Origin of the sequence: Streptomyces sp. NPDC015127 (genome assembly GCF_043080095.1) — a bacterium.
Classification (GTDB): domain Bacteria; phylum Actinomycetota; class Actinomycetes; order Streptomycetales; family Streptomycetaceae; genus Streptomyces.
In genome coordinates, this window is record NZ_JBIBVE010000005.1 from 48,079 (window position 1) to 74,893 (window position 26,815).

Genomic DNA, 26,815 nt, shown 5'->3' on the forward strand with positions numbered 1-26,815 from the left:
GAACGGGGCCGCGGCGTTGCCGGTGCCCTTGTAGAGCCACAGCACGCCCGCCTTGTCGCGGGCGATCAGGTCGGCCCTGCCGTCCGCCGTCACATCGCCCGCGCCGGTGAGCTCGTTGAAGATCTGCCAGCCGCTGCCGATCCTGGTGCGCGCCGCGAACGGGGCCGCGGCGTTGCCGGTGCCCTTGTAGAGCCACAGCACGCCCGCCTTGTCGCGGGCGATCAGGTCGGCCCTGCCGTCCGCCGTCACATCGGAGACACCGGTCAGCTTGTCGAAGATCTGCCAGCCGCCGCCGACCTGGGTGCGCCGTGCGAGCACGTTCCAGTCGCCGGTCGTGCGGTAGTGCCACAGCACACCGGCCGCGTCCCGGCCGACGACGCCGCCACCCGTGGCCTGAGTCGTGACCGGGGCGAGCTTGGTGAGGGCGTTGTAGGTGTTCCAGCCGCCGCCGATGACCTCCTCGTAATCCCGGAAGGGATGTGCGGCCCGGCCGGTGCCCATGTGCGAACGGAGCATGCCGTCCTTGCCCCGCGCGAGGAGCTGGTGGTGCGGCCGGACCGGGTAGGGGCTGTCGACCGCGAAGGTGCTGGATGCGGACGGGTTGTGGGTGCCGAAGGTGTACACCTCGTAGACCGCTTCGGCGTCGATCTTCCACGCCGCCGTCTGCGCCGCGGCCTTCAGGGTGTAGCTGATGGTGACGTCTCCCGGCGTGACGTCACACGTGACCCCGCCGTAGCCGATCGATCCGTAGGTGTGGTCGCAGCCGGCGTTGTCGCCGTGCGAGACGGACTCGATCTCGATGGAGACCTCTTCCTCCTCCCAGTCACGCAGGCCCTCGGCGGGGCGGAAGGAGATCCACAGCTGCCCCTCGTCGACCGCGTGCAGGGTGACCGACTGGGTGACCGAGCCGCCTGCCTTCAGTGTCGGGGTGTTCAGCTGCATCGTGTTCTGCGCGACGTGCTCGGCCGACTTGACCGTGATCGCGCCCGCCGAGTGCCGACCGCTCTCGGCGAACGTCGCCGCGGTCTGGGCTTCCTTGACCGCCTTGTCGATGCTCGTACCGCTCGGCGCGTAGGCGAGTCCGAAGTAGGCCTTCGTGCCGTGCGCGGCGGAATCGGCGGCCTCCACGGTCGGCGTGGGAATGTATCCGTTCGCATCGCAGAGATACACACCGGCGGTGCCCGCCGGCTTGCAGTCCTCGTCGACCGAGACCTCAAGCCCCGCGGGCACGCCCCCACCGGTCCAGGCCGGGTCGTCCAGCGGCTGCTTGCTCAGGGCGTAGACCATGGTCCCCGCCGGCTCGCTGTACCACGCCGGCGGATTGAGTTCGGCCCAGCCCTCGCCGGGCATGAGCGTCACATTGCGGACGTCCTCGAAGCTGAAGTCGTCGGCCGCCGCGGCGGACGAGGCCCCCGCGAGAGCACCGGTGGCCAGCAGCGCCACCGTTGCGGAAACAGCCAGGAGTCTGCGCATGCAGTATCCCCCACGAGAAAGGCGGCATCTGCTGCCGCGGCAACGCCAGGCTCCCCCCAAGCGTGCCCGAAACCTACACCACATGAACACCTCGGCTTCACTCACGTCACCTCCCTCCCGGGCGTTGTGACGGGACGGGGAACGCAGACGCCCGACCGGGGCGACCCGGTCGGGCGTTTCACGTGAAACAGAGCAACAGGCCCATCAGGCCCAGGTGATGAGCCTCTTAGGGTTCTCCAGGATCGCCGCGACGTCCGCGAGGACCTTGGAGCCCAGCTCGCCGTCGACCAGCCGGTGGTCGAAGGACAGCGCGAGCGTGGTGACCTGACGGGGCTTGACCTTGCCCTTGTGGACCCACGGCTGGAGCTTGATCGCGCCGACCGCGAGGATCGCGGACTCGCCGGGGTTGAGGATCGGCGTGCCCGTGTCGACGCCGAAGACGCCGACGTTGGTGATGGTCACCGTGCCGCCCTGCATGGCCGCCGGGGTGGTCTTGCCCTCGCGGGCGGTGGCCACGAGCTCGCCCAGCGCCTCGGCCAGTTCCGGCAGGGTCTTGTCGTGCGCGTCCTTGATGTTCGGCACGATCAGACCGCGCGGGGTGGCCGCGGCGATGCCCAGGTTGACGTAGTGCTTCTGGACGATCTCCTGGTTGACCTCGTCCCAGGAGGCGTTGATGCCCGGGTTCCGCTTGATCGCGACGAGCAGGGCCTTGGCGATCAGCAGCAGCGGGTTGACCCGCAGCCCGGCCATGTCCTTGTCGGCCTTCAGCTCCTCGACCAGCTTCATCGTGCGCGTCACGTCGAGCGTGACGAACTCGGTGACGTGAGGCGCGGTGAAGGCGCTGCCGACCATCGCGGCGGCGGTCGCCTTCCGTACGCCCTTGATCGGGATACGGGTCTCCCTCGCGGAGGGCTCTACAGCGGCCGGCACGGGAGCAGGCGCCTCGGCCACGGGCGCGGCCGGCGCCGGGGCCGGAGCCGCGGCGGCGTGCACGTCCTCGCGGGTGATGATCCCGTCGGGGCCGGTCGGCGTGACCGTCTCCAGGTCGATGCCCAGGTCCTTTGCGAGCTTGCGCACCGGCGGCTTGGCGAGCGGGCGCGGACGGGCCGGGGCGGCGGCCCCGTTCATCTCGGCCTGGATCGCGGCCGCGGCGGCCTGCTCCGGGACGGCTCCGGCCGCGGTCTTGCGCGGACGGCGCTTGGTCGAGGACTCGGCGACGCCGTATCCCACGAGGACCGGCTGGCGGCCCTGCGGCTTGGCCTCGGGCTCGGCCTCGGGTGCCGGTTCGGCGGCGGCGAGCGAGGGCTCGGTGGCCGCCGGGGGCGGCTCCTCGACCGGGCCCGACCCGGGAGCCACGTCGATCGTGATGATCGACGTGCCGACGTCGACGGTGGTGCCCTCCTCGAAGCGCAGCTCGTGCACGACGCCGTCGTACGGGATCGGCAGCTCGACGGCCGCCTTCGCCGTCTCGACCTCGCACACGACCTGGCCGTCGGTGACGGTGTCACCGGGCTGGACGTACCACTTGAGGATCTCGGCCTCGGTGAGTCCCTCGCCCACGTCGGGCATCTTGAACTCGCGGAAGCGCAGGGAGGTGTCTGCGGTCATGGTCACGGCACTCCTCAGTACGCGAGCGAGCGGTCGACGGCGTCCAGCACCCGGTCCAGACCCGGAAGGTACTCCTCCTCCAGGCGGGCCGGCGGGTAGGGGGCGTGGAAGCCGCCGACCCTCAGCACGGGGGCCTCGAGGTGGTAGAAGCACCGCTCGGTGATACGGGCGGCGATCTCCGCGCCCGAGCCGTAGAACACCGGGGCCTCGTGGACCACGACCAGCCGGCCGGTCTTCTCGACGGACGTCTGGATCGTGTCGAAGTCGATCGGGGACATCGAGCGCAGGTCCACGACCTCGATCGACTTGCCCTCCTCGGCGGCCGCGGCCGCCGCCTCGACGCAGACCTTCACCATCGGGCCGTAGGCGGCGAGGGTGAGATCGGTGCCGGCCTGGGCGACGCGCGCCTTGTGCAGCGGGCCGGGGATCGCCTCGGTGTCGACCTCGCCCTTGTCCCAGTAGCGCCGCTTCGGCTCGAAGAAGATCACCGGGTCGTCGCTCTGGATGGCCTGCTGGAGCATCCAGTACGCGTCGGACGCGTTCGACGGGGAGACCACCTTGAGGCCCGCGACGTGCGCGAAGAGCGCCTCGGGGGACTCGGAGTGGTGCTCGACCGCGCCGATGCCGCCGCCGTAGGGGATGCGTACGACGACGGGGAGCTTGATCTTGCCGAGCGCGCGGGCGTGCATCTTCGCGAGCTGCGTGACGATCTGGTCGTACGCCGGGAAGACGAAGCCGTCGAACTGGATCTCCACGACCGGGCGGTAGCCGCGCAGGGCCATGCCGATCGCGGTGCCGACGATGCCGGACTCGGCGAGCGGGGTGTCGATGACCCGGTCCTCGCCGAAGTCCTTCTGCAGCCCGTCGGTGATGCGGAAGACGCCGCCGAGCTTGCCGACGTCCTCACCCATGATCAGGACCTTGGGGTCGGTCTCCAGGGCCTTGCGCAGCGACTCGTTGAGCGCCTTCGCGAGCGGGAGCTTCTGTACCGCCATGACTAGTTGCCCTCCTCGGCGAACGACGCCTGGTAGGCGGCGAACTGCGCCCGCTCCTCGTCGACGAGCGCGTGCCCGTCCGCGTACACGTGGTCGAACATCGACATGTCGTCGGGGTCGGGCATGGCCCGTACCGCCTCGCGCACCCGCTTGGCGAGCACGTCGCTCTCCTCGTCCAGCGCGGTGAAGAAGGCCGCGTCGGCGTGCCCCTCGTTCTCGAGGTAGGTCCGCAGGCGCTGGATCGGGTCCTTGGCCTCCCAGGCGGCGCGGTCCTCGTCGTGCCGGTACCGGGTCGGGTCGTCGGAGGTGGTGTGCGCGCCCATGCGGTAGGTGAACGCCTCGACCAGGGTCGGGCCCTCGCCGCGGCGCGCGCGCTCCAGCGCGGAGCGGGTGACGGCGAGGCAGGCGAGCACGTCGTTGCCGTCGACGCGGATGCCGGGGAAGCCGTAGCCCTGCGCGCGCTGGTAGAGCGGGACGCGGGTCTGGCGCTCGGTCGGCTCGGAGATCGCCCACTGGTTGTTCTGGCAGAAGAACACGACCGGGGCGTTGTAGACCGCGGAGAAGGTGAAGGACTCGGCGACGTCGCCCTGGCTGGACGCGCCGTCGCCGAAGTACGCGATCACGGCCGAGTCGGCACCGTCCTTGGCCACGCCCATCGCGTAGCCGGTGGCGTGCAGGGTCTGCGAGCCGATGACGATCGTGTACAGGTGGAAGTTGTTGCTGTTCGGGTCCCAGCCGCCGTGGTTCACACCGCGGAACATGCCCAGCAGGTTCGTCGGGTCGACCCCGCGGCACCAGGCGACGCCGTGCTCCCGGTAGGTCGGGAAGACGTAGTCGTCGTCGCGCAGGGCGCGTCCCGAGCCGATCTGGGCGGCCTCCTGGCCCAGCAGCGAGGCCCACAGGCCCAGCTCGCCCTGGCGCTGCAGGGCGGTGGCCTCGGCGTCGAAGCGGCGCGTGAGGACCATGTCGCGGTACAGCCCGCGCAGTTCCTCGGCGCTCAGGTCGATGTCGTAGTCCGGGTGCTGGACGCGTTCACCCTCGGGCGTCAGCAGCTGTACGAGCTGGGGCTCCGAACTCTGTGGCTTCTTCGCGGCGCTGACGCGCTTGGTGCTGCGTCGCGGTTTGCGCGCGGCAGTGCTCTCCACGGTCACGTGCGTGCTCCTCCGTCGGTCCGGCCCCCGGGGTCCGCCGGTGTGGCCAGTGCGGCTCGCCCGGGTCCGGGCCGGTGCACGGGGTGGGTGCGACGCGGCCGGATTCGGGCGTGACAGGTGCCCCGGCGAACGTCCTGTCAAAGGCACGTTACCCAGTGCGCAGCATTACTGCGAAACCCCATTTGACCTGCGATTTTGCTTGGATTTCCAAGTAAATCGAGGAAATGCGGGAACGCCACTGGTCAGGGCCGTGCGGACCGCCGGAACGAAGGCACGTTATCCCGCACACCCCGGGCACGGGAAGAGTCAATATGTGAGACTGCCCAGGTGCACGAAGAAGGAAAAATCACGGTATTTCTGCTCGACGACCACGAGGTCGTGCGGCGCGGCGTCCATGAGCTGCTTTCGGCCGAACCCGGCATCGAGGTCGTGGGTGAGGCCGGTACGGCGGAAGACGCCCTGGTCAGGATCCCTGCGACCGGTCCCGACGTGGCGATTCTCGACGTGCGGCTGCCGGACGGGAGCGGTGTGGAGGTGTGCCGCGAGGTCCGTTCGCAGAACGAGAACATCAAATGCCTGATGCTCACGTCGTTCGCCGACGACGAGGCCCTTTTCGACGCGATCATGGCCGGTGCCTCGGGTTATGTCCTCAAGGCCATCCGCGGCAGCGAACTGATCGGCGCCGTGCGCGACGTGGCGGCCGGCAAGTCGCTGCTCGACCCGGACGCCACCGCCCGTGTCCTCGCGCGGCTGCGCGACGGCAACAAGGCGGGCGGCGACGACCGGCTGGCGAACCTCACGGACCAGGAGCGCCGGATCCTGGACCTGATCGGCGAGGGCCTGACCAACCGGGCCATCGGCGAGCGGCTGCACCTCGCCGAGAAGACCATCAAGAACTACGTCTCCAGCCTGCTGGCCAAGCTCGGCATGGAGCGGCGCTCGCAGGCCGCCGCGTACGTGGCGCGCATGCAGGCGGAGCGCGGGCAGCGCTGAGGCGTTCCGGGGCGGGCGGCGTGCGGGGGCGTGCGCGCGGGCGGTGGGCATGGACCGGCGTGCGCGGGGGGCGGCGTGCGTGGACCGGCGTGCGCGGGGCGGCGTCAGCCTGGCGCACGGCCGGGGGTGTCACCCGTTCGGGCTGACCCGCCCGGACCCCGCCCGGACCCCCGCCGGGACTTAAGGCCCCTCCCGGATCAGGTCCGCCGGCCCTTCTGCGCGGGCCGCAGGTGACCGAGAGTGGAAGGCATGTCGTCCGAGGAACGCCGCGCCATCGATCTGCTCACCCGTGTCTCCTACGGGCGGCTGGCCACCAGCAGGCGGGCGATGCCCTTCGTCGCCCCCGCCCGCCACATCGTGGCCGACGGCCGCGTGCTGCTGCGCCTGCACCGCGGTTTCGACTGCCACCGCGCCGGCGACGGCAGCGTCGTGGCCTACGGCGCGGACAATCTGAACTCGGGCGCTCCGGCCCTGTGGTCGGTGCAGTTCACCGGCACGGCGCGGACCGTGGACGTCACGGACGAGCAGCTGGCGCTGTTCGGTCCCCGGCCGCACCGGATCGACGGCCAGGACTTCGACCCGGTCTACCTGCGCGTCGACCCGCGGTTCGTCACCGTGCACACGATCGACCACCTCGAAGAGCCACCTGCACGACACACAGCGTGATCTAACATCTGGCGGGTGCCGCGCTCATCTGCTACCGCTGCGCCCCCCGTCGACGCCGTTCTGCGCCGCTACGACACCGTGGGCGAACCGCTGTCCTGCCGTCCCGTCACGCAGGGGCTCCTCAATCGCGGCTACCGGATCTCCACCACCCGCGGCGCATACTTCCTCAAGCACCACCTCGACGGCGACCGGGACGCCATCTCGCGCCAGCACCGGGCCACCCGCAGGCTCCAGGCCCTCGGGGTCCCGGTCGCACCGCCGCTGGAGGACACCTGCGGCGGCACGGTCGCCGTCATCGGCGGCCGCTGCTACGCCCTGCATCCGTGGATCGAGGGCCGGCACCGCGACGGAGCCCAGCTCAGCACCGCCCAGTCGCGGCGCCTCGGCTCCCTCCTGGGGCTCGTGCACACCTGCCTGGCCCAGGTCATGGACGGGGCGGCGAACCGGAGTGCCGCCTACGAGAGCGCCGACCCGAAGGAGACGTTCGCCCTCATCGACGAACTGCTGGAGCTGGCCCGCGGCAGCCGCCCGCGCGACTCGTTCGACACCCTGGCCGAGCACCGGCTGCTCCAGCGGCGGGCTCTGCTGGCTCAGCACGCGGGCCGCAGGCCGCCGCCGGGCGGCGGGGGCGGCTGGGTCCACGGCGACTTCCACCCGCTGAACCTGCTCTACCGGGGCGCGGAACCCGCCGCGATCGTCGACTGGGACCGCCTCGGCGTCCAGCCCAGGGCCGAGGAGGCGGTTCGGGCCGCGGCAATCTTCTTCGTCCAGCCCGGCGGGCAGCTGGAGTTGACGAAGGTCCGGGCGTACGCGCGGGCCTACCGGCGTGCGGCGGGCGCGGACGCCGGCGAACTGGCCGCGGCGGTGCACCGGGTGTGGTGGGAGCGGCTCAACGACTTCTGGATACTGCGCTGGCGCTACCAGCTCCACGACCGAAGGGCCGACCCGCAGTTTCCTGCGGCGTCGGCCCTGGCGGTCTGGTGGACGCGGGAGTACGAGGCGGTGTGCGACGCCTTCGCCGGGTGACTCCCGCCTCGGGCCGCCTCATTTGCCCTCAGTTGCCCGCGGGGCCCGAGGTGTCGCCGTTCCCGCCGTCGGTGCCGCCCGCCGGATCGGTCGGGATGTCCGTCGGCTCCGTCGGAACGTCGGTCGGGTCCTCCGTCGGGTCCTCCGTGGGACCGTCCGTCGGGTCGCCGGTCGGGTCACCGGTCGTCGGGTCGCCCGTCGGCGTCTGCGGGGTGCTCGGCGTGAACGAGGGGGTGTACGACGGCGTCCAGGACGGCTGCTGGTCGCCCCCGGTCGTGCCACCCGGATCCTCCGTCGGATCCGTCTCCTCGTCGGTCGGCGTCGGCGTCTCGTCCGGCGTGGACGGCGTCCGCGAGACCGTGGGGGTGGTGTCGGGATTCTTGCCGGTGTCGTTCGCCTTGTTGAGCGCGAACGCGATGCCGGCGACGACCGCGACGACGGCCAGCGCGGCGAGCAGCCACACCTTGCCCCGGCCGCTCCTGCGGCCGCCGTGGTGCATGCCGTCGTAGCCGCCGTCGTGCGGGTTCGGCGGGGGCAGGATCGAGCCGCCCTGGGACGTCTCGCCGTGCACCGGGTGCACGGCGGTCGGTCCCGTCATGCCGCCGGCCGGGGTGGCCCCGGGGTCGTACAGATCGACCGGGCCGGTGTTCCAGACGCCCGTGTGGCTGCCCTGCTGCTGGAGCATCTGGAGCGCGTACTGGACGAGTCCACGCATCTCCTCGGCGCTCTGGAAGCGGTCGTCCGGGTCCTTCGCGAGCGAGCGCATCACCAGGCCGTCGAGCTCCGGCGGCACCGCGTCCAGGACCTGCGACGGCGGGACGGGGATGTCCTGCACGTGCTGGTAGACGACCGAGAGCGGCGTCTCACCGGTGAACGGGGGCCGCAGCGCGAGCAGTTCGTAGAGCAGGCAGCCCGTCGCGTACAGGTCGGAACGGTGGTCGACGGCCTTGCCCAGCGCCTGCTCGGGGGAGAGGTACTGCGGCGTGCCCATGACCATGCCGGTCTGGGTCATCGTCGACTGGGCGCCGTGCAGGGCGCGGGCGATGCCGAAGTCCATCACCTTCACGGCACCGGAGTTGGTGATGATGACGTTGGCGGGCTTGATGTCGCGGTGCACGATGCCGTGCTGGTGCGAGTAGGCCAGGGCCTCCAGGACGCCGGAGACGATGATCAACGCCTGCTCGGGCGGCGGGGCTTCGGCGTTGACCAGCAGATCGCGGATCGTGCGGCCCTCGACGAGCTCCATCACGATGTAGGGGACGGTCTGACCGGCGACGACGTCCTCGCCGGAGTCGTAGACCGCCACCACGGCGTGGTGGTTGAGGCCCGCGACCGACTGTGCCTCGCGCGTGAACCGGGCCTTGGAGACGGGGTCCTCGGCCAGATCGGCGCGCAGCAGCTTGACGGCGACGGTACGGCCGAGCCGTACGTCCTCGGCCGCGAACACCTCGGCCATGCCGCCTCGTCCGAGACGGTGCGTCAGCCGGTAGCGGCCGTCACCGACCAGTCCGCCGATGCCCCAGGCGTCCGCCGACTCCGGCACTCCGCCGCCGTCTGCTTCGGGTTCGGGTGCCATCAGTCCTCGCCGTCGTATCTGTCCGCGTGCGTGGTGTGCGTGCGGGGTCCGCTGTCCTCAGGGTGCTTGTGTCACGTCACGCTACAGCCTTCGGACGACAGGCCGGTTTCGAAGGAGACCGGCCATCAAACCCTCGGCCCGCCGCCCGGCGCAAATTCCATGCTGTTCCTGTAACGCTTCCGAGACGCTTCTCGTGCGTACGGTCACGGAACGGGCACCCGGCTTGACGTGTCGGTGCCCTGGGGCAGACTTGCCCCCGTAGATCCGGATCAGGCGCGGCCGACGCGCGCACGGGGGGAAGCACGAAATGAGCCAGGACGGCGCACAGGGCCGCTATGCGGGCGGTTCCGTAGCGGGCGGCCGGTACCAGCTTCGCGACCTGCTCGGCGAAGGCGGCATGGCGTCCGTATATCTGGCGTACGACTCCGCGCTGGACCGCCAGGTCGCGATCAAGACGCTGCACACCGAGCTGGGCCGGGAGCAGTCCTTCCGCGAGCGTTTCCGCCGCGAGGCGCAGGCGGTCGCCAAGCTGTCCCACACCAACATCGTCTCCGTCTTCGACACGGGCGAGGACGAGCTGGACGGCTCGCTCATGCCCTACATCGTCATGGAGTACGTGGAGGGCCAGCCGCTCGGCTCGGTCCTCGCCGCGGACATCCAGCAGTACGGGGCGATGCCCGCCGACAAGGCGCTCAAGGTCACGGCCGACGTGCTGGCCGCGCTTGAGACCAGCCACGAGATGGGCCTGGTCCACCGCGACATCAAGCCGGGCAACGTGATGATGACCAAGCGCGGCGTGGTCAAGGTCATGGACTTCGGCATCGCCCGCGCCATGCAGTCGGGCGTCACCTCCATGACGCAGACGGGCATGGTCGTCGGCACCCCGCAGTACCTCTCGCCCGAGCAGGCCCTGGGCCGCGGCGTGGACGCCCGCTCCGACCTGTACTCGGTCGGCATCATGCTCTTCCAGCTGCTGACCGGACGGCTGCCCTTCGACGCGGACTCGCCGCTCGCCATCGCGTACGCGCATGTGCAGGAGGAGCCCGTCGCCCCGTCGACGATCAACCGCTCCCTCACCCCCGCGATGGACGCGCTCGTCGCCCGGGCACTGAAGAAGAACCCGAACGAGCGTTTCCCGAGCGCGGCCGCGATGCGCGACGAGTGCGCCCGGGTCGCGGGTGCCGGCCAGACCGGCGCACCCGTGATCATCGGCGGCACGGCGGCGAACAGCGGTGCGGGGGTCGGCTCCGCCGTCTTCCCGCCGCTGGACCAGTCGGCACCGGCGCCCCAGAGCGTCCAGACGCCGTACCAGCCGGGCCCGTACGGCCCGCCCACCCCGGCCCCCGCGCCCACTCCCGCTCCGCACTACGGGTACCCGACCCCGGCCCCGGCCTACCAGACGCAGCCCCCGGCGGCGTCCACGCCGCCGCCGTACACGATGTCCCCCGCGTCGGCTCCCTCGTCCGGCGGCAGCGGCAGCAAGCGGAACATGCCGGTGATCGTGGGCGCGATCGCGGTGGCGCTGCTGGCCGTCGGCGGTCTGATCACGGCGATCGCGCTGAACGGCGACGACCCGGGGACGGAAGCGGGCGGGGGCGGCGAGCCCTCGACGAGCGAGTCGAAGCAGGCGGGCTACAAGGGCCCGGAGCGCAACCGGACCATCGACAAGACGAAGTGCTCGGACGCCCAGGAGGGCTACGACGACCCGTCGAAGGTCCAGGCGCCCGACTTCGTCTACAAGGACATCCTGTCGGTGAAGGAATGCGCCGACGCCCAGGGCTGGAAGATCAACGTCAAGGAAGTCGCCAACGCGCAGTGGGGCGAGGACATCGTCATCTCGCAGTTCCCGCTGGCGGACACGGAGGTCTCCGAGGACAACGCCACCTTCACCCTCGAGGTCTCCACGGGGTACCCGGAGTAGTCCTCTCGGTGACGCACGGGCGGCCCCCTGCGGGGGCGGCGGTTTCGGGGACGGCCCGGTGTCCGGGGGCGGCCCGGTATCCGGGACAGCTCGTTTCCGGGCCGCCCCGGGACGAGCTCGTTCCGGGGCGGCCCGGTTTCCGAGGCGGCTGGGTTTGGCGGCCCGGTGTCCGGGGGCGGCCCCGGTGTCCCGGGCGGGCCGGGTGATGCGCCGTTCGGCCGAGGTCCGGCTCACGATCCGTGTGCCGGGCCTCGGCCGTTGCGTCGCTGCAACCGTGGTCTGTCCGCCGCAGGCGTCCGCCGCGTACGCCTGTCACACCCAGTTGTCCGAGATGCCGGATTTATCCACCCGTGTGACGCTGAGTCCGTTCCTCGATCAGTCGGCGACTCGGTGCCCCGTCTCGGGAGGCCCTCCGGTGATTCCACAACTCCGCGCCCGGTGCGCGATCACCGTCGCATCCCTTGCGCTGGCGACCCTCCCCCTCGCACCGGCCGCGCACGCCGAGCCGTCCGCGCCCCCCGGCCCCCGGCCCGTCGTGAAGCCGTCCCCCTCGCCCTCGACCTCGTTCGCCGGCCGGCATGCCGGTCAGGGCAGGCCCCGGCCCGGGCGGCAGGAGCCGGCGACGACCGGGCGCGCGAGTCCGTCCGTGGACCCGTTGCGCAGCGCCACCTCACCCGCCGCGTCCGAGCCCGCACGGCTGGCCCGGCAGCCCTCCCGCTCCACGGGGCCGTCCCCGTCCACCCCCAGGACGGCGCCCCGTACGGACGACGCGGAGCACGATCCCCCTCCTGTGGACGACGGGGGTCCCCAGAGGGACAGGGACCACGGGTACTGGGACGTACGGCCGCCCGCCGCGCCGCCCTCGGCGCCCGCCGAGGCCGGTGACCAGGGGCCTCAGGCCGTCCCGGAACCGGTCGCCCAACAGATCTCCCCGCTGTCGCTCGGGGTCGGCATGGCCCTGATGGGCCTCGGGATCGGCTTCCTCGGCATCCGGCTGCGCCGGCGCTGACCCCCGTCCCCCTCAAGACGGACGCCGAACGTCCTTCCGAAGAAGGTTGGCCCGGATCGACATACCCGGTATACATACCGAGTATGTCGATCCGCCACGGGCTGCTCGCCCTCCTGGAACCCGGCCCGCGCTACGGCTCCCAGCTCCGGTCCGAGTTCGAGTCACGTACGGGTGCCACCTGGCCGCTGAACGTCGGGCAGGTCTACACGACCCTCGGCCGCCTGGAACGCGACGGCATGGTCGTCCAGGACGGCGAGGACGACGCGGGCCACGCCCTCTACGTCATCACCGACAAGGGCCGCACCGAGCTGAGGGAATGGTTCACGACGCCGGTGGACCGCAGCAGCCCGCCCCGTGACGAGCTCGCCATCAAGCTCGCGATGGCGGTCGGGACGCCCGGCGTGGACGTCCGCTCCGTGATCCAGTCCCAGCGCCGTCACTCCGTGAAGGCGATGCAGGACTACACCCGGCTCAAGGCGCAGGCGCTGACGGCGATCGAGAGCGGTGGCCCGCAGGAGCGCGACGACGTGGCCTGGCTGCTGGTGCTGGAACAGCTGATCTTCCAGACCGAGGCGGAGGCCCGCTGGCTGGACCACTGCGAGATGCGGCTCACCCGGCTCTCGGCGGCCGCCCGACAGACCTCTCAGCCGGACGCGCCTCCCGCACCGTCGCCCGCACCGGAGGGAACGGCGGCCTCGGGCCGTGATGCCGGGACCGACCGTACGGCGGCATCGGGCGGACGCACCGGGACCGGCCGTACGACGGCTTCCGGGCGGCGCACCGGGCCCGCGTAGGACCGGGCGCGGCCTCTTCGACGGGCACGCCGTGCCCGATGTCCCCGGCAGCCCGCCCCGGCTGCCCTTCAGGTCCACGAGGACCTTTTCGACCTCTCGTACACCGCCTGTGTGTACTCACCCGCTCAAGGGGGGAACCACCCATGTCCCAACAACAGTCACCACAGCCACTCTCGTCACAGCAGCCCGTGCTGCAACTCCAGCAGCTGACGCGGGTCCATGGCAGCGGAGCCACCGAGGTGCACGCCCTGCGCGGCATCAACCTGGACGTCTTCCCCGGCGAACTCGTCGCCGTCATGGGCCCGTCCGGATCCGGCAAGTCCACGCTCCTGACCATCGCGGGCGGACTGGACGCCCCCACCTCGGGCCGGGTGATCGTCGAGAACACCGACATCACCAGCGCGGACCGCAAGACGCTCGCCGCCCTGCGCCGCCGCAGCATCGGGTATGTCTTCCAGGACTACAACCTCATCCCCGCCCTCACCGCCGCCGAGAACGTCGCCCTGCCGCGTGAACTCGACGGCACCTCGGCCCGCAAGGCCCGCGGCGAAGCCGTCGCGGCCCTGGAGGAGATGGGGCTCGGCAGCCTCGCCGACCGCTTCCCCGACGAGATGTCGGGCGGTCAACAGCAGCGCGTCGCCATCGCCCGCGCCCTCGTGGGCGAGCGCCGGCTCGTCCTCGCCGACGAGCCCACCGGCGCCCTCGACTCCGAGACGGGCGAGTCCGTGCTGGCGCTGCTGCGGGCGCGCTGCGACGCCGGAGCGGCCGGCATCCTCGTCACTCACGAGCCCCGCTTCGCGGCGTGGGCCGACCGGGTCGTGTTCCTGCGGGACGGCGCGGTCGTCGACCAGACGGTCCGCAGCGAGGCCGACTCCCTGCTCTCGGGCCAGGCGGCCGAGCTGTGACGACCTGGTACCACTCCTGGCGGGCCGCGATCAGGATCGCGCGCCGTGACGCCTGGCGCTCCAAGGGGCGCAGTTTCCTGGTCCTCGCGATGATCGCGCTCCCCATCCTCGGAGTGAGCGCCGCCGATCTCACCGTGCGCAGCGCCGAGTTGTCGACCGAGCAGAGTCTGGCGCGCCGGATCGGTGCCGCGGACGCACGGCTGACCGACCCCGGCATGGGCGGCATCGCGATCCTTCAGGCTCCGGACGGCAGCAATTACGGTCCGGTCGAGGAATACGACGACAAGCCGTATCCCGACGGCCGCACGGACATCGCCGAGGCGCTGCCCGCGGGCGCGAAGTCGCTGACGGACACGACCGGTTACGCCAAGTTCCGTACGACGCACGGTCTGCTGCAGGCCGAGATCCGTGAGCTGAAGGCCACCGACCCGATGGCCCGGGGCATCATGCCGGTCGTCAGCGGCAGGCTGCCGCAGAAGTCCGACGAGGTCGCCGCCACCACCCACTTCCTCGAGAGCAGCGGTCTGAAGGTCGGCTCGAAGCTGACCGCGCGGGGTTTCGACCCTGCGTACACGATCGTCGGTGCGTACGAGCTGCCCGACGCGCTGGACACCGACCAGGTCAACGCCCTTCCCGGCGCCCTGATCGCCCCGCTCGCCAAGGCTCTGGAAGCCGCCGGGCTGCCCGGACCCTCGCCCCACACGACGCTCCTCGCGACCGTGCCCGGTGGTTTCACGTGGAACATGGTCCAGGACATCAACGCCAAGGGGGTGGCGGTCCAGTCGCGTGCGGTGGCGCTGGACCCGCCCGCCGATGCCGACGTGCCGCTGTTCCAGAAGGAAGGCTGGAGCCAGTACGAGGAGAGCACCGCGGCCAAGGCCGCCGCGCTCGCCGCGGTCGGCACGGTCGTCGGTCTCACGATGCTGGAGATCTGTCTGCTCGCCGGTCCCGCGTTCGCCGTGGGGGCGCGCCGGTCCCGTCGTCAGCTGGGCCTCGTAGGGGCCAACGGCGGCGACCGCCGCCACATCCGGGCCATCGTCCTCGCCGGCGGTCTGGTGATCGGTGTCGCCGCGGCCGTCGTGGGCACCCTGCTCGGTCTGGTCCTCACCTTCGCTCTCCAGCCGGTGCTGGAGGACACCATGGGCCAGCGTTTCGGCAGTTTCGACGTACGGCCCCTGGAGCTCCTCGGGATCGCCCTGCTGGCCGTGCTGACCGGCCTCCTGGCCGCGATCGTCCCCGCCGTCACGTCGTCCCGGCAGTCCGTCCTGGCCTCGCTCACCGGACGCCGGGGCGTGCGCAGGAGCAGCCGTGTACTGCCCGTCATCGGCCTGGTCGCGGTGGCCCTCGGTGCCTCGATCGCGCTGTACGGGTCCACGATGACGGACCAGTTCGCCGTGGTGGCCGGCGGCAGTGCCATCGCCGAGCTGGGCGTGGTCGCGCTGACCCCGGCCCTGGTCGGCCTGTTCGGCCGGACCGGCCGCCTGCTGCCGCTCTCCCCGCGGCTCGCACTGCGCGACGCGGTGCGCAACCGGGGGCGTACGGCTCCTGCCGTCGCCGCGGTGCTGGCCGCGGTCGCGGGCACCGTGGCCGTGGCAACGTACGCGGCGAGCGCCGACGCGCAGAGCAGGGCCGCGTACGAGGCCCAGCTGCCGCACGGAGCCGTCTCGGTGATGATTGACGAGGCCGGCGGACGCGACGTGCCGGGGGTCCGCGACACCGTGCAGAAGCTGCTGCCCGTCGCTGTACGCGCCGATGTGGACCGCGTCGCCGTCGGCAAGGGCAACTGCTCGATGTACGAGACCCGCAAGGGCTGCGGCCGCTACGAAGTGATCGTGCCGAAGGCCCACGAGTGCCCCCTGTGGGCGACGGACCCGGCGAAGCCCGACGAGGACCCGGCCGAGAAGTTCACCAAGGCGGAACGCCGCAAGCTCGCCGAGGACTGGCGCTGCCAGGAGAGCGGCGGCTACGGGGTCCCGACCGACAGCGGCCTTCTCGTCGGCGACGCGAAGCTGCTCAAGGTGCTCGGCATCCACGATCCGGGGGCCGAGAAGGCCCTGGCCTCCGGCCGGGCGGTCTCCTTCGACAAGCGCAACGTCAGCGCCGACGGAACCGTCGGCATCCGTCTGATCACCGACACCGAGGCCGCCGACCGGGCCATGGAGGAGGGCAAGGAGGCTCCCGGAAAGATCAAGAGCCTCCCCGTCCACCAGGTCACCGGCAAGGAGGCGTACGGCGTCAGGCTGCTCGTGCCGCCGGCGGCGGCCAAGGCGGCCGGCCTCGACACGGTCCCGATCGGCGCCTACTTCTCCACCGACGGGATGCCCGGCAGCGAGCAGCGCCAGAAGCTCGACGACGAGCTCGACAAGACGGGCGCGGACATCAGCCTGCACATCGAGGAGGGCTACACCAGCGAGAACAGCATCGTGCTGCTGGCTCTGACCGTCTTCGCCGGACTGATCACCATCGGTGCGGCCGGTATCGCCACGGGCCTGGCGCAGGCCGACGCGGAGGCCGACCTGAAGACGCTGGCCGCCGTCGGCGCCCCGCCGCGGGTCCGCAGGACGCTCAGCGGGTTCCAGTGCGGCGTGGTCGCGGCCATGGGGGTGGTGCTGGGATCGGCGGCAGGGGTGCTGCCGGCCGTCGGCCTGCGGCTCACCGAGAGGCGCCAGCAGACGAACTGGTACCAGGAGGCCCTCGACAGCGGCTGGGGCCCGGGCGACCTCCCGTACGTGCCGATCGTCGTGCCGTGGGAGACGCTGGTCACGCTGCTGGTCGCCGTGCCGGTGGGCGCGGCCCTGCTGGCGGCCCTGGTCACCCGCTCCCGCGGGGCGCTCGCCCGCCGCGAGGCGACCTGAGCGGACCCGCACGGCGATGTGCTGCGCTTTTGTGCCCCCGTAGGAGGGTGGATCACCCTCCTACGGGGGCACACCGAGTGATGACGCCCGCGTACGAGAGAATGGCGGCATGGAGATGCCGAGGAATGAACGGTCGCAGGAGAGCCCCCAGGTCCTCGTAGTGGGACAGGACGGGATGGCGCTCGGCGGCGGTGACGGTGACGACGAGTCGCGCGAGGTCCCGGTGACGGAGATGGTCGAACAGCCGGCGAAGGTCATGCGCATCGGCAGCATGATCAAGCAGCTGCTGGAGGAAGTCAGGGCGGCACCTCTCGACGAGGCCAGCCGCGTCCGCCTCAAAGAGATCCACCACGGATCGGTCAAGGAGCTGGAGGACGGCCTCGCGCCCGAGCTCGTCGAGGAACTGGAGCGCCTTTCCCTCCCGTTCACCGACGACGCGATTCCCTCCGAGGCCGAACTGCGTATCGCCCAGGCTCAGTTGGTCGGCTGGCTGGAAGGCCTCTTCCACGGCATCCAGACGGCGCTGTTCGCCCAGCAGATGGCCGCCAGGGCGCAGTTGGAGCAGATGCGCCGCGCCCTGCCGCCCGGTGCCCCGCACGACGACGACGAAGGCGGTCAGCACGGAGCGATCCGCTCCGGCCCGTATCTGTAACGAGGATCGGCGCACCCGGTCTGTGAGCAGGGTCCGCGCAACGGCACGCGCACCAGGCGCGCCTGGTGCGCGCCGATCCTGCGGGCACGGCCCACGGCGCGGGTCGGCACGACGAAGGCCCGGCCCACCTGTCCGGTGGGCCGGGCCTTCGGCATGCCGGCGGGTACGTCAGGGCTTCTCAGGTGCGATCAGCAGCACCTTGCCCACGTGGGCGCCGGACTCCAGTGCCCGGTGGGCCTCGGCGGCGTCCGGCAGCGGCACCTGGCGGTCCACGACCGCGCGGACACGGCCCGCCGCCACCAGCGGCCAGACGTGTTCGGCGACGGCCGCGATGATGGCCGCCTTCTCGCCCAGCGGGCGGCGGCGCAGTGAGGTGGCGGTGATCGCCGCTCGCTTGTTGAGCAGGGCGCCGAGGTTGAGCTCACCCTTCACCCCGCCCTGGAGGCCGATGACCGCGAGCCGGCCGTTGACCGCCAGCGCCCGGACGTTCCGGTCCAGGTACTTCGCACCGACGATGTCGAGGATGACATCGGCCCCGGCCCCGTCCGTGGCCTTGCGGATCTCTTCGACGAAGTCCTGCTCGCGGTAGTCGATCAGGATGTCGGCGCCCAACTCGGCGCAGCGCGCCAGCTTCTCGGGGCCACCCGCCGTGACGGCCACCCGTGCGCCCACGGCCTTGGCCAGCTGGATCGCCATCGTCCCGATGCCGCTCGCGCCGCCGTGAACGAGCAGGGTCTCGCCCGGCCTCAGGTGGGCGACCATGAAGACGTTGGACCATACGGTCGCGGTGACCTCGGGCAGCGCGGCGGCCGTCGCCAGGTCCACTCCGCGCGGGACGGGCAGCAACTGCCCCATCGGCACGGCGACTTTCTCGGCGTACCCGCCGCCGGCGAGCAGCGCGCACACCTCGTCGCCCACGGCCCAGCCCGAAACCCCGGGCCCCAACGCGGAGATCCGGCCCGAGCACTCGAGACCGGGATACGGGGAGGACCCGGGCGGCGGGTCGTAGAAGCCCTGCCGTTGCAGCAGATCGGCGCGATTGACGGCGCTCGCGACGACGTCGACGAGGACTTCTCCCTCGCCGGGTACGGGATCGGGCACCTCGGCCCAGACCAGGGCCTCAGGACCACCGGGCTCGGGGATCGTGATCGCATGCATGGCTGCGAGGCTACCCCCGGCGGTCCGGGGTGTGGTCGTTCTCTGAGCGCACGATGGTGATCAGCCGGTCGGTGAGCTGGAGCGGGCTCGCGGCGGGGTCGTCGTAGCCGAGCAGCCGGTGCCCGCGCAGCACGCTCACGACGAGATCCTCCGTCTCCCGCACACTCCGACCCACCTCGGCCTTTATGACCGGTCGCTCGATGAGGTCGAGGCCGCTGCCCTGCTGGATGAGATCCTCCAGGACCGTGCCCGCGGTGGGGCTGAGCACGGACAGGCCGAGCAGCCGCCCGGCGGCGCCCGAGCTGGTGATGACCGCGTCGGCGCCGGACTGGCGCAGCAGCGGCGCGTTCTCCTCCTCACGGACCGCGGCGACGATCTTGGCGCCGCGGTTGAGCTGCCGGGCCGTCAGAGTGACCAGGACGGCGGTGTCGTCGCGCTGGGGAGCGACGATGATCTGACGGGCCTTCTGGAGCTCGGCCCTGATGAGCACGTCGCTGCGGGTGGCATCGCCGACCACGCCGACGAAGCCCTCGGCGTTGGCCGCGTCGACCACCTTGCTGCTCGGGTCGACGACGACAATCTGGTCCTTCCGCAGCCCGGTGGCACAGAGCGTCATCATCGCCGATCGTCCCTTTGTACCGAAGCCGACGATGACGGTGTGATCGCGCAAAGCGGACCTCCAGCGGTTCAGTCGCCACTCCTCCCGGGTGCGTTCGGTGAGGACCTCGAGGGTGGTGCCGACCAGGATGATCAGGAAGAGCACACGCAGCGGGGTCACCAGCAGCACGTTCGTGAGCCGCGCCCCGTCGCTGTGGGGAACGATGTCGCCGTACCCCGTGGTGGAGAGGGTGACGGTCGCGTAGTAGACGGCGTCGAGGAAGTCGACGGACTCGTCTGCGTTGTCGTGGTAGCCGTGGCGGTCGCTCCAGACCAGGAGCACCGTGATCGCAAGAACCATCAGGGCCATCAGCAGCCGCTTGCTGACCTGCCGCAGCGGACGCTCGATGACCCGCCGGGGGAGTTTCACCCGGCCGCTGACCAGGTGCTCGTCCGCGTTCCGCGCCATGGCGTCGTGACCGGGAAGTTTCACGTGAAACATCCTCCCTCGCCGGCCGGCGTCCAGGTGATCCAGGGCAGGTCGAGGACTTCCAGCTCGTCACCGGCCTGCGCCCCGCCCGGCGGAACCACGGCCAGGCCGTCGGCCGCCGCGATGCCCCGCAGCATCGCCGGACCGTTGTAGTGGAGCGGCACGAGCACATCCTCGCCCTGCACAAACGGCACGAGCCGGGTGTCGTGCGGGTGGCCGTGCACCGCTTCCCGTACGGGCAGGCTGTACGAAGCCGCGGGCGGTCGCCCGCAGAGCCCGCGCAGCAGCGGCTCGGCGAGCGTGAGCAGCCCCGAGACAGCGGCCAAGGGATTCCCGGGCAGGCCCACCAGGTGGCGGCCGGGAGCGAGCCGGGCGAGCAGCATGGGGTGGCCCGGCCGTACGGCGACGCCGTCGACCAGCAGCTCGGCGCCCGCCTTGCGCAGCACCGGGTGAACGTGGTCCACGGGTCCCGCCGCCGTACCACCGGTGGTGACCATCAGGTCGGCGTGGGAGGTCGTGACGGCCCGGTGCAGGGCCCCGGCGTCGTCCCCGATCCGCCGGGTCGCGACGACCTCGGCACCCAGCGACCGCAGCCATGGGCCGATCATCGGCCCCAGGGCGTCGCGGATGAGACCGTCGTGGGGGAGTCCGGAAGTGAGCAGCTCGTCGCCGAGGACCAGGACCTCGACACGAGGCCGTGCGACGGTCACGAGCTGGTCGTAACCGGCAGCCGCGGCCAGCCCCAGGACGGCCGGCGTCACCTGGGAGCCGGCGGGAAGGAGCTGGTCGCCGGACCGGCACTCCTGGCCTCGCGGCCGGATGTCCTGGCCGGGGACCACCTCGCGGTCGGCCTGGAGCTGCTGTGCGGCCGCATCGGCGCGGGCGTGCTCGCTGCGGATGACGGCGGTCGTGCCGGGCGGCACCCGCGCGCCGGTGGCGATCCGTACCGCTGTGCCGTCGGGCAGGGGTCGCGTGCCGCCGTCCCCGGCGAGCACCGACGCCTCGGCGTACAGGCGCCAGGGCCCCGGACCGGCGACGGCCCAGCCGTCCATGGCGGAGGTGTCGAACGACGGAAGGTCGCACAGCGCGACGAGCGGCCCGGCGACGACCTGCCCCAGCGCGTCGCCGAGGGCCATGTTCTGCGTGCGCGGCGCGGTGCCGCGTCCGATCCGGGCTGCGAGGGAGCGCGCCTCGGGCCAGGAGGTGGCGCGGTGACGGTCGGGGGCGGCGGCGGGAGAGGCAACGGGGCGGCCGGGTGTGGCGGCGGGAGCGGGGCGGTCGGGGGCGGGGCGGTCGGGCTCCGTGCGGTCGGGTGCGGCCCGGTGGGGTTGCCTGTCCCGAGGGCCGACGAGAGCGAGCGCCTCGTCCACTCCGTCGAGGTCGTCGTCGGGGGCGTCGCGGTCGAGGGTCTCGTCGTTGAGGTCGTACAGGTCATCGCCGGGGCGGCCGTGGGCGGGGCCCGACCGCCTGGGGGCGCGGCGCCCCGGTGTGTCGTCGTGACCGGTCATCCGGCTTCGGCCTCGCCGTTCCTGCGGGGTTCGCCGGGGGCGCCGGGGGCACTCTCGTGGCCGGTCCCACCGGCTCCGGCGGTGCCGGGCACGGGCCCTTCGGCCTGCCCTGCCTTCCCGGTCTGCTCGGCCTGCTCGGTCTCCTCCGCCCAGCGCGCCGCGAGCGCGACGGCCTTGCGGGCGGCCTCGGCGACCGCCTCCGGCCCGCCGCCTGCCCGAGCGGCCGCGTATCCCACCAGGAACGTGGTCAGCGGCGCGGCGGGACGGGCGACGCCGTGCGCAGCGTCGCGCGCGAGGTCGAGAAGGACGCGGGTGTCGACGTCGAGCTCGACGCCGAGTTCGTCCTTGACTGCGGTGATCCATTCATCCAGCACGTAGCCATGCTCCCTGATACGGGCCCGGGCCGCGGAAATGTCCTCCCAGGTGTCGCAGTCGAAGGAGGCGAGTGGGTCGGTCCGGATCCGGGCGAGGTCGAGTTCCTGTGCCAGAAGACGCAACGGCAGCCCGGAAAGGCTGCCGTGCTCGGTCGCGAGGAGAGCAAGTTCACGCCGGAGCGACTCGGTGCGGTAGACCGCCACGAGGGGCTGGTCGCGGCCGTCGGCGTCGGTCAGCAGCGCCGCCTCGCGCTCGCTCTCGTCGAGCGCGGAGACCAGGCGCCGCACCGTCGTCCGCTCCAGGAACGGCAGGTCGGCGGAGAGCACGAGCACCGCGGGCGCCTCGCACTGCCGCACCCCGGCGTCGAGCGCGGCGAGCGGACCGCCGCCCGGCGGCTCCTCGCGCGCCCAGACGACCGGCCGCACGGTGGGGCGGCGCCCGCCGACGACGACGGTGCGTCCGGCGTCGCGGCACACACCGAGGACCCGGTCGAGCAGGGCCCGCCCGCCCACGCTCACCGCAGGCTTGTCGGCTCCGCCCAGGCGCTTCGCGGCGCCTCCGGCGAGCACGATGGCGTCGTACGCGGTCTTCGCGGTCACCCATGCAGTATGGGCCGCGATCGCCCCCACAGGGAGCCCCGTCCCGATCTCCGGTCGGATCCCGGTCCGGGGCGTGCGCAGCGGGGTCCCGGCGGCGCCGCAACCGTGGCCGGGTGCGCCTGGGCGGTGGCCCGGCTCTGTTCGGTTGCGCCTGGGCGGTATCCCGGCGCTGGACAGCGGCGCCCCGGCGCCCGCCCCGGCCGTGGTGGGTGCGCCTGGGCGGTGGCCCCGCTGCGCCCGGGCGGTATCCGGCGCTGGACAGCGGCGCCCCGGCGCCCATCCCGGCCGTGGCCGGGTGCGACCGGGCGGTGGCCCCGCTCTGCCCGGTTGCGCCTGGGCGGTGGCCCGGCGCTGGACAGCGGCGCCCCAGCGCCCGTCCCGGCCCGGGCGCTGGCGGTGGCGCCCCGGCGGTGCCCAAGCAGTCACCAGGCGGAACCCCGGGCGGCACCCCGGCCATGGCCTGTTGCGCGCCGGGCAGTGTCCCGGCAGTGGCCGGCGGCAGCCCGGCGGCGCCTCAGCCGTGGGGGACGGCGTCCCAGCGCCGTCCCAGCCGTGGCCGGGCGGCGCCCCAGCAGCGTCCCCGCCCCGGCCGGGCGCCACGCCGGCGGCACTCCAGCCGTGGCCGACGGCGCCCCGCAGCGCTCTACAGGCTGCGCAGCAGTACCGAAGGGTGCTCCACGCAGTCGGCGACATACCGCAGGAACCCGCCCGCGGTGCCGCCGTCGCAGACGCGATGGTCGAAGGTCAGCGACAGCTGGACCACCTGACGTACCGCCAACTCCCCCTCGTGCACCCAGGGCTTCGGGACGATCCGGCCGACGCCGAGCATCGCGGCCTCCGGGTGATTGATGATCGGCGTGGAGCCGTCGACGCCGAACACTCCGTAGTTGTTCAGCGTGAAGGTGCCGCCCGTCAGGTCCGCCGGAGTCAGCGTCCCCTGCCGCGCCGCCTCCGTGAGCCGCGCGAACTCCGCGGTGAGCGACTCCGCAGACCTGGTGTGCGCGTCCTTGACGACGGGCACGACCAGGCCGCGCTCGGTCTGTGCCGCGAACCCGAGGTGCACCTCGGGGAGCCGCACGATCTCGCGGGCGTCCATGTCCACGGTGGAGTTGAGCTCGGGGTGCCGCGCGAGCGCGGCCGTGCAGATCCGGGCGAGCAGGGCGAGGAGGGAGACCTTCGGCCCGCCCGCGGCGTTCATCGCCGCGCGAGCGGCCATGAGCTCGGTTGCGTCCGCGTCGACCCAGCACGTGGCGTCGGGGATCTCGCGCCGGCTGCGCGAGAGCTTGTCGGCCACGGCTCCGCGCACACCACGGAGGGGAACGCGCTCGGCCTGAGCCGTGGGCGCCAGGGGCCGGGCCGGCTCGGGCCGGGACATCACGGGCTGCGGTGCCGCGGCCGCTTGGGCCTGCGTGCCGCCCGCGCGTACGGCCCGCTCGACGTCGGCCCGCAGGATGAGCCCGTCGGGCCCGGATCCGGCGAGGAGGCGCAGATCGAGGTCGTGCTCGCGGGCGAGCCTGCGCACGAGCGGGGAGATGACGGCGACGGGGCCGCCCTGCGGCGCCCGCTCGGCCGCCGCCCTGCGCGCCGATGCCCCATGGGCGGGACCGGGCATCGCGGGCGCCGTATCCGCCGCCCCGGAAGCAGTAGCAGGCGCGGTGCGCGCTGTGGAGCCGACGCCATCGGCGGACGGCGCGCCCGTGGCCGGCCGGATGCGTCGGCGGCGGGCCGCCGGGGCCCCCGTCCCGTATCCGACCAGCACGTTCCCGGAGGTCTCGGGGCCGGTATCACCCGTGGTGGCCGCCGGCCCGGCAGCGGCGCCGGATCCGGCGGCGCCCGCGACGCCCACGGTCCCCGCGTCCATCGCCCCCACCGCGACCGTCAGCAGCGGCGCGCCGACGGGCAGTTCGGTGCCCTCCTCGCCGAAGCGCGCGGTGACGACGCCTCCGTACGGGCAGGGCACCTCGACCATCGCCTTGGCCGTCTCGACCTCGACCACGGGCTGGTCGATCGCCACGACGTCGCCGACGGACACCAGCCAGCGCACGATCTCCGCCTCGGTCAGTCCCTCGCCGAGGTCGGGCAGCTTGAATTCGAGCACCTGCGCCATCAGCTCTCCGCCTCCCACTGCAGCCGTGCCACCGCGTCGAGCACCCGGTCCACGCCCGGGAGGTGGTGACGCTCCAGCATCGGCGGCGGATACGGGATGTCGAAACCGGCGACCCGCAGCACGGGCGCCTCCAGATGGTGGAAGCAGCGCTCGGTCACCCGCGCGGCGATCTCCCCGCCGGGGCCGCCGAAGCCGGTGGACTCGTGGACGACGACCGCGCGGCCGGTCCGCCGCACGGAGGCGCAGACGGTCTCGTCGTCGAACGGCACGAGCGAGCGCAGGTCCACGACCTCCAGGTCCCATCCCTCGGCATGGGCGGCCTCGGCCGCCTCCATGCAGACCGGCACGGACGGGCCGTAGGTGATGAGCGTGGCACTGCGGCCTGGGCGCCGCACGACCGCGCGGCCGATCGGCTCGACGGCCGGCGGGGCCTCCGGCGACCACTGCGCCTTCGACCAGTACAGCCGCTTGGGCTCCAGGAAGACCACGGGGTCGTCGGAGGCGATCGCGGCCCGCAGCATCCCGTAGGCGTCCTCGACCGTGGCGGGCGTGACGACATGGAGGCCCGGGGTCGCCATGTAGTACGCCTCGGAGGAGTCGCTGTGGTGCTCGACGCCGCCGATCCCGCCGCCGTAGGGCACGCGCACGGTGATCGGCAGCGGCATGGCGCCGCGGGTGCGGTTGCGCATGCGGGCCACGTGGCTGATGAGCTGCTCGAACGCGGGGTAGGCGAAGGCGTCGAACTGCATCTCGACGACGGGCCGCAGCCCGTACATCGCCATGCCCACGGCCGTGCCGAGGATGCCCGCCTCGGCCAGGGGCGTGTCGGTGCAGCGGTCCTCGCCGAACTCCTTCGCGAGCCCGTCCGTCACCCGGAAGACACCGCCGAGCGTGCCGACGTCCTCTCCCAGCACATGGACGGTGGGGTCCTCGGCCATCGCGTCGCGCATCGCGCGCTGGAGGGCCTGGGCCATGGTCGCCGGCTTCACGGCAGCCGTGGTCATCGTGCTTCTCCCTCGGCCTCGAGCTCGGCGCGCAGCTGCGCCGCCTGCTCGCGCAACTGGCCGGTCTGCTCCTCGAAGACGTGGGCGAACAGGTCCATCGGGTCCAGGACCGGGTCGGCGTTCATCCGCTCGCGCAGGTCGGCCGCCATGGTTTCGGCGGCATCGGCTGCCGCCTTGCGACGGTCGTCGTCGAGCAGACCTCGCTCCGTCAACTCCCGCTCCAGCAGCAGGATCGGGTCGTGCCCACGCCAGGTCTCGACCTCGCTCTCGCCCCGGTAACGCGTGGCGTCGTCGGCGTTGGTGTGGGCGTCCATGCGGTACGTGACGGCCTCGATCAGCGTCGGGCCGCCACCGCGCCGGGCGCGGGCGACGGCCTCACCGAGCACCTGGTGCACGGCGGCCGCGTCGTTCCCGTCGACGAGGCGGCCGGGCATGCCGTAGCCGACGGCCTTGTGGGCCAGGGACGGCGCGGCGGTCTGCTTGGCCAGCGGCACGGAGATCGCGAAGCCGTTGTTCTGGACGAGGAAGACGACGGGGGCCTGCCACACCGCCGCGAAGTTCAGCGCCTCGTGGAAGTCGCCCTCGCTGGTGCCGCCGTCGCCGACCATGGCGAGCGCGACGACGTCGTCGCCCTTGAGGCGGGCGGCGTGCGCGAGTCCCACGGCGTGCGGCAGCTGGGTGGCGAGCGGGGTGCACAGCGGCGCGATGCGGTGCTCGTGCGGGTCGTACCCGGTGTGCCAGTCGCCGCGCAGCAGTGTCAGGGCCTGTACGGGGTCGAGCCCGCGGGCGACGGCCGCGAGGGTGTCGCGGTAGCTCGGAAACAGCCAGTCCCGCTCCTGGAGGACCAGCGCCGCGGCCACCTCGCACGCCTCCTGCCCGGTGCTCGACGGGTAGACGGCGAGCCGGCCCTGCTTGGTGAGCGCGGTCGCCTGGGCGTTGTACCGCCGGCCACGCACGAGCTCCGCGTAGAGCCGGAGCAGCAGCTCGGGGTCGGCCGCGGCAGCGGCCTTGGTGCCCAGGACCCGGAACGGCTCCGGGTCCGGGAGCAGGGGCGCGGGGTCGGTGCGGTGCTGCCAGGCCGGGGGCGGGGTGGGCCGGTAGGCGGCAGCGTCACCGGGCAGCTCCTGGACCGTCATGCTGCTCTTTCTCAACGCGAGCACCTCCTCGTGGGAGCGCCGACGATCAACGAAGACGAAGGCGACGACGAATGCGAACGGGAGGCGTCGCGAGTGTGGCGCGCCTCACCTACCGATTGTTCGGTCGCGGATGCATTTTGGCTACAGGCACGGGCAGCCTGTGGACAAACGGTTCTCCACAGCTTGAGATGGAGACAGGTCGTCCATGCGGGAAAGG

Annotated in this window: 21 protein-coding genes; 9 read left to right on the forward strand and 12 right to left on the reverse strand. The window is 72.5% G+C overall.

What is annotated here, in order from left to right; translation table 11 throughout:
* From ACF08N_RS11380 to pdhA (ACF08N_RS11395), 4 genes are all read right to left on the reverse strand, one after another.
* Positions 1-1,473: FG-GAP repeat domain-containing protein (locus ACF08N_RS11380; protein WP_392324371.1), on the reverse strand; the 1,473-nt coding region annotated here is incomplete at its 3' end.
* 204 nt (positions 1,474-1,677) lie between these two features.
* The gene (locus ACF08N_RS11385) at positions 1,678-3,081 is read right to left on the reverse strand and encodes a dihydrolipoamide acetyltransferase family protein (protein WP_392324372.1); all 1,404 of its coding nucleotides are present in this window, start codon (positions 3,079-3,081) and stop codon (positions 1,678-1,680) included.
* Positions 3,082-3,095: 14 nt separating this feature from the next.
* A complete protein-coding gene (locus tag ACF08N_RS11390) occupies positions 3,096-4,076 on the reverse strand; it encodes an alpha-ketoacid dehydrogenase subunit beta (protein WP_392324373.1) in 981 nt (326 codons plus the stop codon).
* A gap of 2 nt (positions 4,077-4,078) precedes the next feature.
* Positions 4,079-5,227, reverse strand: coding sequence for a pyruvate dehydrogenase (acetyl-transferring) E1 component subunit alpha (pdhA, locus tag ACF08N_RS11395; RefSeq protein ID WP_392324374.1), 1,149 nt, complete (start codon positions 5,225-5,227; stop codon positions 4,079-4,081).
* A gap of 327 nt (positions 5,228-5,554) precedes the next feature.
* Here pdhA (ACF08N_RS11395) and ACF08N_RS11400 point away from each other — a divergent pair, with 327 nt between their 5' ends.
* The 3 genes from ACF08N_RS11400 (at position 5,555) to ACF08N_RS11410 (ending at position 7,912) form a co-directional block, all read left to right on the forward strand.
* Positions 5,555-6,220: a response regulator gene (locus tag ACF08N_RS11400; protein WP_392324375.1), complete on the forward strand. Its 666-nt coding sequence runs from the start codon at positions 5,555-5,557 to the stop codon at positions 6,218-6,220.
* A 249-nt stretch (positions 6,221-6,469) separates the two neighbouring features.
* Positions 6,470-6,886, forward strand: a complete 417-nt coding sequence (locus tag ACF08N_RS11405) for a pyridoxamine 5'-phosphate oxidase family protein (RefSeq protein WP_392324376.1) — start codon at positions 6,470-6,472, stop codon at positions 6,884-6,886.
* Between the two features lie 15 nt (positions 6,887-6,901).
* Positions 6,902-7,912 carry a phosphotransferase gene (locus ACF08N_RS11410; RefSeq protein WP_392324377.1) on the forward strand — a complete coding sequence of 337 codons (1,011 nt, stop codon included), beginning with the start codon at positions 6,902-6,904 and terminating at the stop codon, positions 7,910-7,912.
* A 28-nt stretch (positions 7,913-7,940) separates the two neighbouring features.
* On the opposite strand, the gene ACF08N_RS11415 is transcribed toward ACF08N_RS11410, so the two are convergent.
* Positions 7,941-9,488 (reverse strand): protein kinase, encoded by a 1,548-nt coding sequence (locus ACF08N_RS11415; RefSeq protein ID WP_392324378.1) that lies wholly within the window; start codon positions 9,486-9,488, stop codon positions 7,941-7,943.
* 307 nt (positions 9,489-9,795) lie between these two features.
* On the opposite strand from ACF08N_RS11415, the gene ACF08N_RS11420 reads away from it, so the two are divergent.
* From ACF08N_RS11420 to ACF08N_RS11445, 6 genes are all read left to right on the forward strand, one after another.
* Positions 9,796-11,409, forward strand: a complete 1,614-nt coding sequence (locus tag ACF08N_RS11420) for a protein kinase (protein WP_392324379.1) — start codon at positions 9,796-9,798, stop codon at positions 11,407-11,409.
* 415 nt (positions 11,410-11,824) lie between these two features.
* Complete coding sequence (locus ACF08N_RS11425; protein ID WP_392324380.1) at positions 11,825-12,418, forward strand: hypothetical protein; 594 nt, start codon at positions 11,825-11,827, stop codon at positions 12,416-12,418.
* An 83-nt stretch (positions 12,419-12,501) separates the two neighbouring features.
* On the forward strand, positions 12,502-13,212 hold the full coding sequence (locus tag ACF08N_RS11430; protein ID WP_392324381.1) for a PadR family transcriptional regulator: 711 nt from the start codon (positions 12,502-12,504) through the stop codon (positions 13,210-13,212).
* 143 nt (positions 13,213-13,355) lie between these two features.
* Complete coding sequence (locus tag ACF08N_RS11435; RefSeq protein ID WP_392324382.1) at positions 13,356-14,117, forward strand: ABC transporter ATP-binding protein; 762 nt, start codon at positions 13,356-13,358, stop codon at positions 14,115-14,117.
* Entirely contained in the window at positions 14,114-16,972 is a 2,859-nt protein-coding gene (locus ACF08N_RS11440; RefSeq protein ID WP_392324383.1) for an FtsX-like permease family protein, read from the forward strand. The genes ACF08N_RS11435 and ACF08N_RS11440 overlap by 4 nt, the downstream gene beginning before the upstream one ends.
* 109 nt (positions 16,973-17,081) lie before the next feature.
* Positions 17,082-17,624 (forward strand): bacterial proteasome activator family protein, encoded by a 543-nt coding sequence (locus ACF08N_RS11445; RefSeq protein ID WP_392324384.1) that lies wholly within the window; start codon positions 17,082-17,084, stop codon positions 17,622-17,624.
* 168 nt (positions 17,625-17,792) lie between these two features.
* On the opposite strand, the gene ACF08N_RS11450 is transcribed toward ACF08N_RS11445, so the two are convergent.
* The 7 genes from ACF08N_RS11450 to pdhA (ACF08N_RS11480) form a co-directional block, all read right to left on the reverse strand.
* Positions 17,793-18,782 (reverse strand): NAD(P)H-quinone oxidoreductase, encoded by a 990-nt coding sequence (locus ACF08N_RS11450; protein ID WP_392324385.1) that lies wholly within the window; start codon positions 18,780-18,782, stop codon positions 17,793-17,795.
* Between the two features lie 10 nt (positions 18,783-18,792).
* The gene (locus tag ACF08N_RS11455; protein ID WP_392324386.1) at positions 18,793-19,881 is read right to left on the reverse strand and encodes a potassium channel family protein; all 1,089 of its coding nucleotides are present in this window, start codon (positions 19,879-19,881) and stop codon (positions 18,793-18,795) included.
* Positions 19,869-21,377, reverse strand: a complete 1,509-nt coding sequence (locus tag ACF08N_RS11460) for a molybdopterin molybdotransferase MoeA (protein WP_392324387.1) — start codon at positions 21,375-21,377, stop codon at positions 19,869-19,871. Before ACF08N_RS11460 ends, ACF08N_RS11455 begins: the two co-directional genes overlap by 13 nt.
* Positions 21,374-22,351, reverse strand: a complete 978-nt coding sequence (locus ACF08N_RS11465) for an NTP transferase domain-containing protein (RefSeq protein WP_392324388.1) — start codon at positions 22,349-22,351, stop codon at positions 21,374-21,376. Before ACF08N_RS11465 ends, ACF08N_RS11460 begins: the two co-directional genes overlap by 4 nt.
* Positions 22,352-22,994: 643 nt before the next feature.
* Complete coding sequence (locus tag ACF08N_RS11470) at positions 22,995-24,458, reverse strand: dihydrolipoamide acetyltransferase family protein (protein ID WP_392324389.1); 1,464 nt, start codon at positions 24,456-24,458, stop codon at positions 22,995-22,997.
* Positions 24,458-25,462, reverse strand: a complete 1,005-nt coding sequence (locus ACF08N_RS11475; RefSeq protein WP_392324390.1) for an alpha-ketoacid dehydrogenase subunit beta — start codon at positions 25,460-25,462, stop codon at positions 24,458-24,460. The genes ACF08N_RS11470 and ACF08N_RS11475 overlap by 1 nt, the downstream gene beginning before the upstream one ends.
* Positions 25,459-26,598 carry a pyruvate dehydrogenase (acetyl-transferring) E1 component subunit alpha gene (gene pdhA, locus ACF08N_RS11480; protein ID WP_392324675.1) on the reverse strand — a complete coding sequence of 380 codons (1,140 nt, stop codon included), beginning with the start codon at positions 26,596-26,598 and terminating at the stop codon, positions 25,459-25,461. The genes ACF08N_RS11475 and pdhA (ACF08N_RS11480) overlap by 4 nt, the downstream gene beginning before the upstream one ends.
* Positions 26,599-26,815: the final 217 nt, after the last annotated feature.

Excerpts from the sequence above, each read along its gene's own strand:
- ACF08N_RS11385 (WP_392324372.1), bottom strand. The coding sequence starts at position 3,081 with ATGACCGCAGACACCTCCCTGCGCTTCCGCGAGTTCAAGATGCCCGAC.
- ACF08N_RS11390 (WP_392324373.1), bottom strand. The coding sequence starts at position 4,076 with ATGGCGGTACAGAAGCTCCCGCTCGCGAAGGCGCTCAACGAGTCGCTG.
- ACF08N_RS11405 (WP_392324376.1), top strand. The coding sequence starts at position 6,470 with ATGTCGTCCGAGGAACGCCGCGCCATCGATCTGCTCACCCGTGTCTCC.
- ACF08N_RS11415 (WP_392324378.1), bottom strand. The coding sequence starts at position 9,488 with ATGGCACCCGAACCCGAAGCAGACGGCGGCGGAGTGCCGGAGTCGGCG.
- ACF08N_RS11420 (WP_392324379.1), top strand. The coding sequence starts at position 9,796 with ATGAGCCAGGACGGCGCACAGGGCCGCTATGCGGGCGGTTCCGTAGCG.
- ACF08N_RS11430 (WP_392324381.1), top strand. The coding sequence starts at position 12,502 with ATGTCGATCCGCCACGGGCTGCTCGCCCTCCTGGAACCCGGCCCGCGC.
- ACF08N_RS11435 (WP_392324382.1), top strand. The coding sequence starts at position 13,356 with ATGTCCCAACAACAGTCACCACAGCCACTCTCGTCACAGCAGCCCGTG.
- ACF08N_RS11445 (WP_392324384.1), top strand. The coding sequence starts at position 17,082 with ATGGAGATGCCGAGGAATGAACGGTCGCAGGAGAGCCCCCAGGTCCTC.
- ACF08N_RS11450 (WP_392324385.1), bottom strand. The coding sequence starts at position 18,782 with ATGCATGCGATCACGATCCCCGAGCCCGGTGGTCCTGAGGCCCTGGTC.
- ACF08N_RS11455 (WP_392324386.1), bottom strand. The coding sequence starts at position 19,881 with ATGTTTCACGTGAAACTTCCCGGTCACGACGCCATGGCGCGGAACGCG.
- ACF08N_RS11460 (WP_392324387.1), bottom strand. The coding sequence starts at position 21,377 with ATGACCGGTCACGACGACACACCGGGGCGCCGCGCCCCCAGGCGGTCG.
- ACF08N_RS11470 (WP_392324389.1), bottom strand. The coding sequence starts at position 24,458 with ATGGCGCAGGTGCTCGAATTCAAGCTGCCCGACCTCGGCGAGGGACTG.
- ACF08N_RS11475 (WP_392324390.1), bottom strand. The coding sequence starts at position 25,462 with ATGACCACGGCTGCCGTGAAGCCGGCGACCATGGCCCAGGCCCTCCAG.
- pdhA (WP_392324675.1), bottom strand. The coding sequence starts at position 26,598 with ATGACGGTCCAGGAGCTGCCCGGTGACGCTGCCGCCTACCGGCCCACC.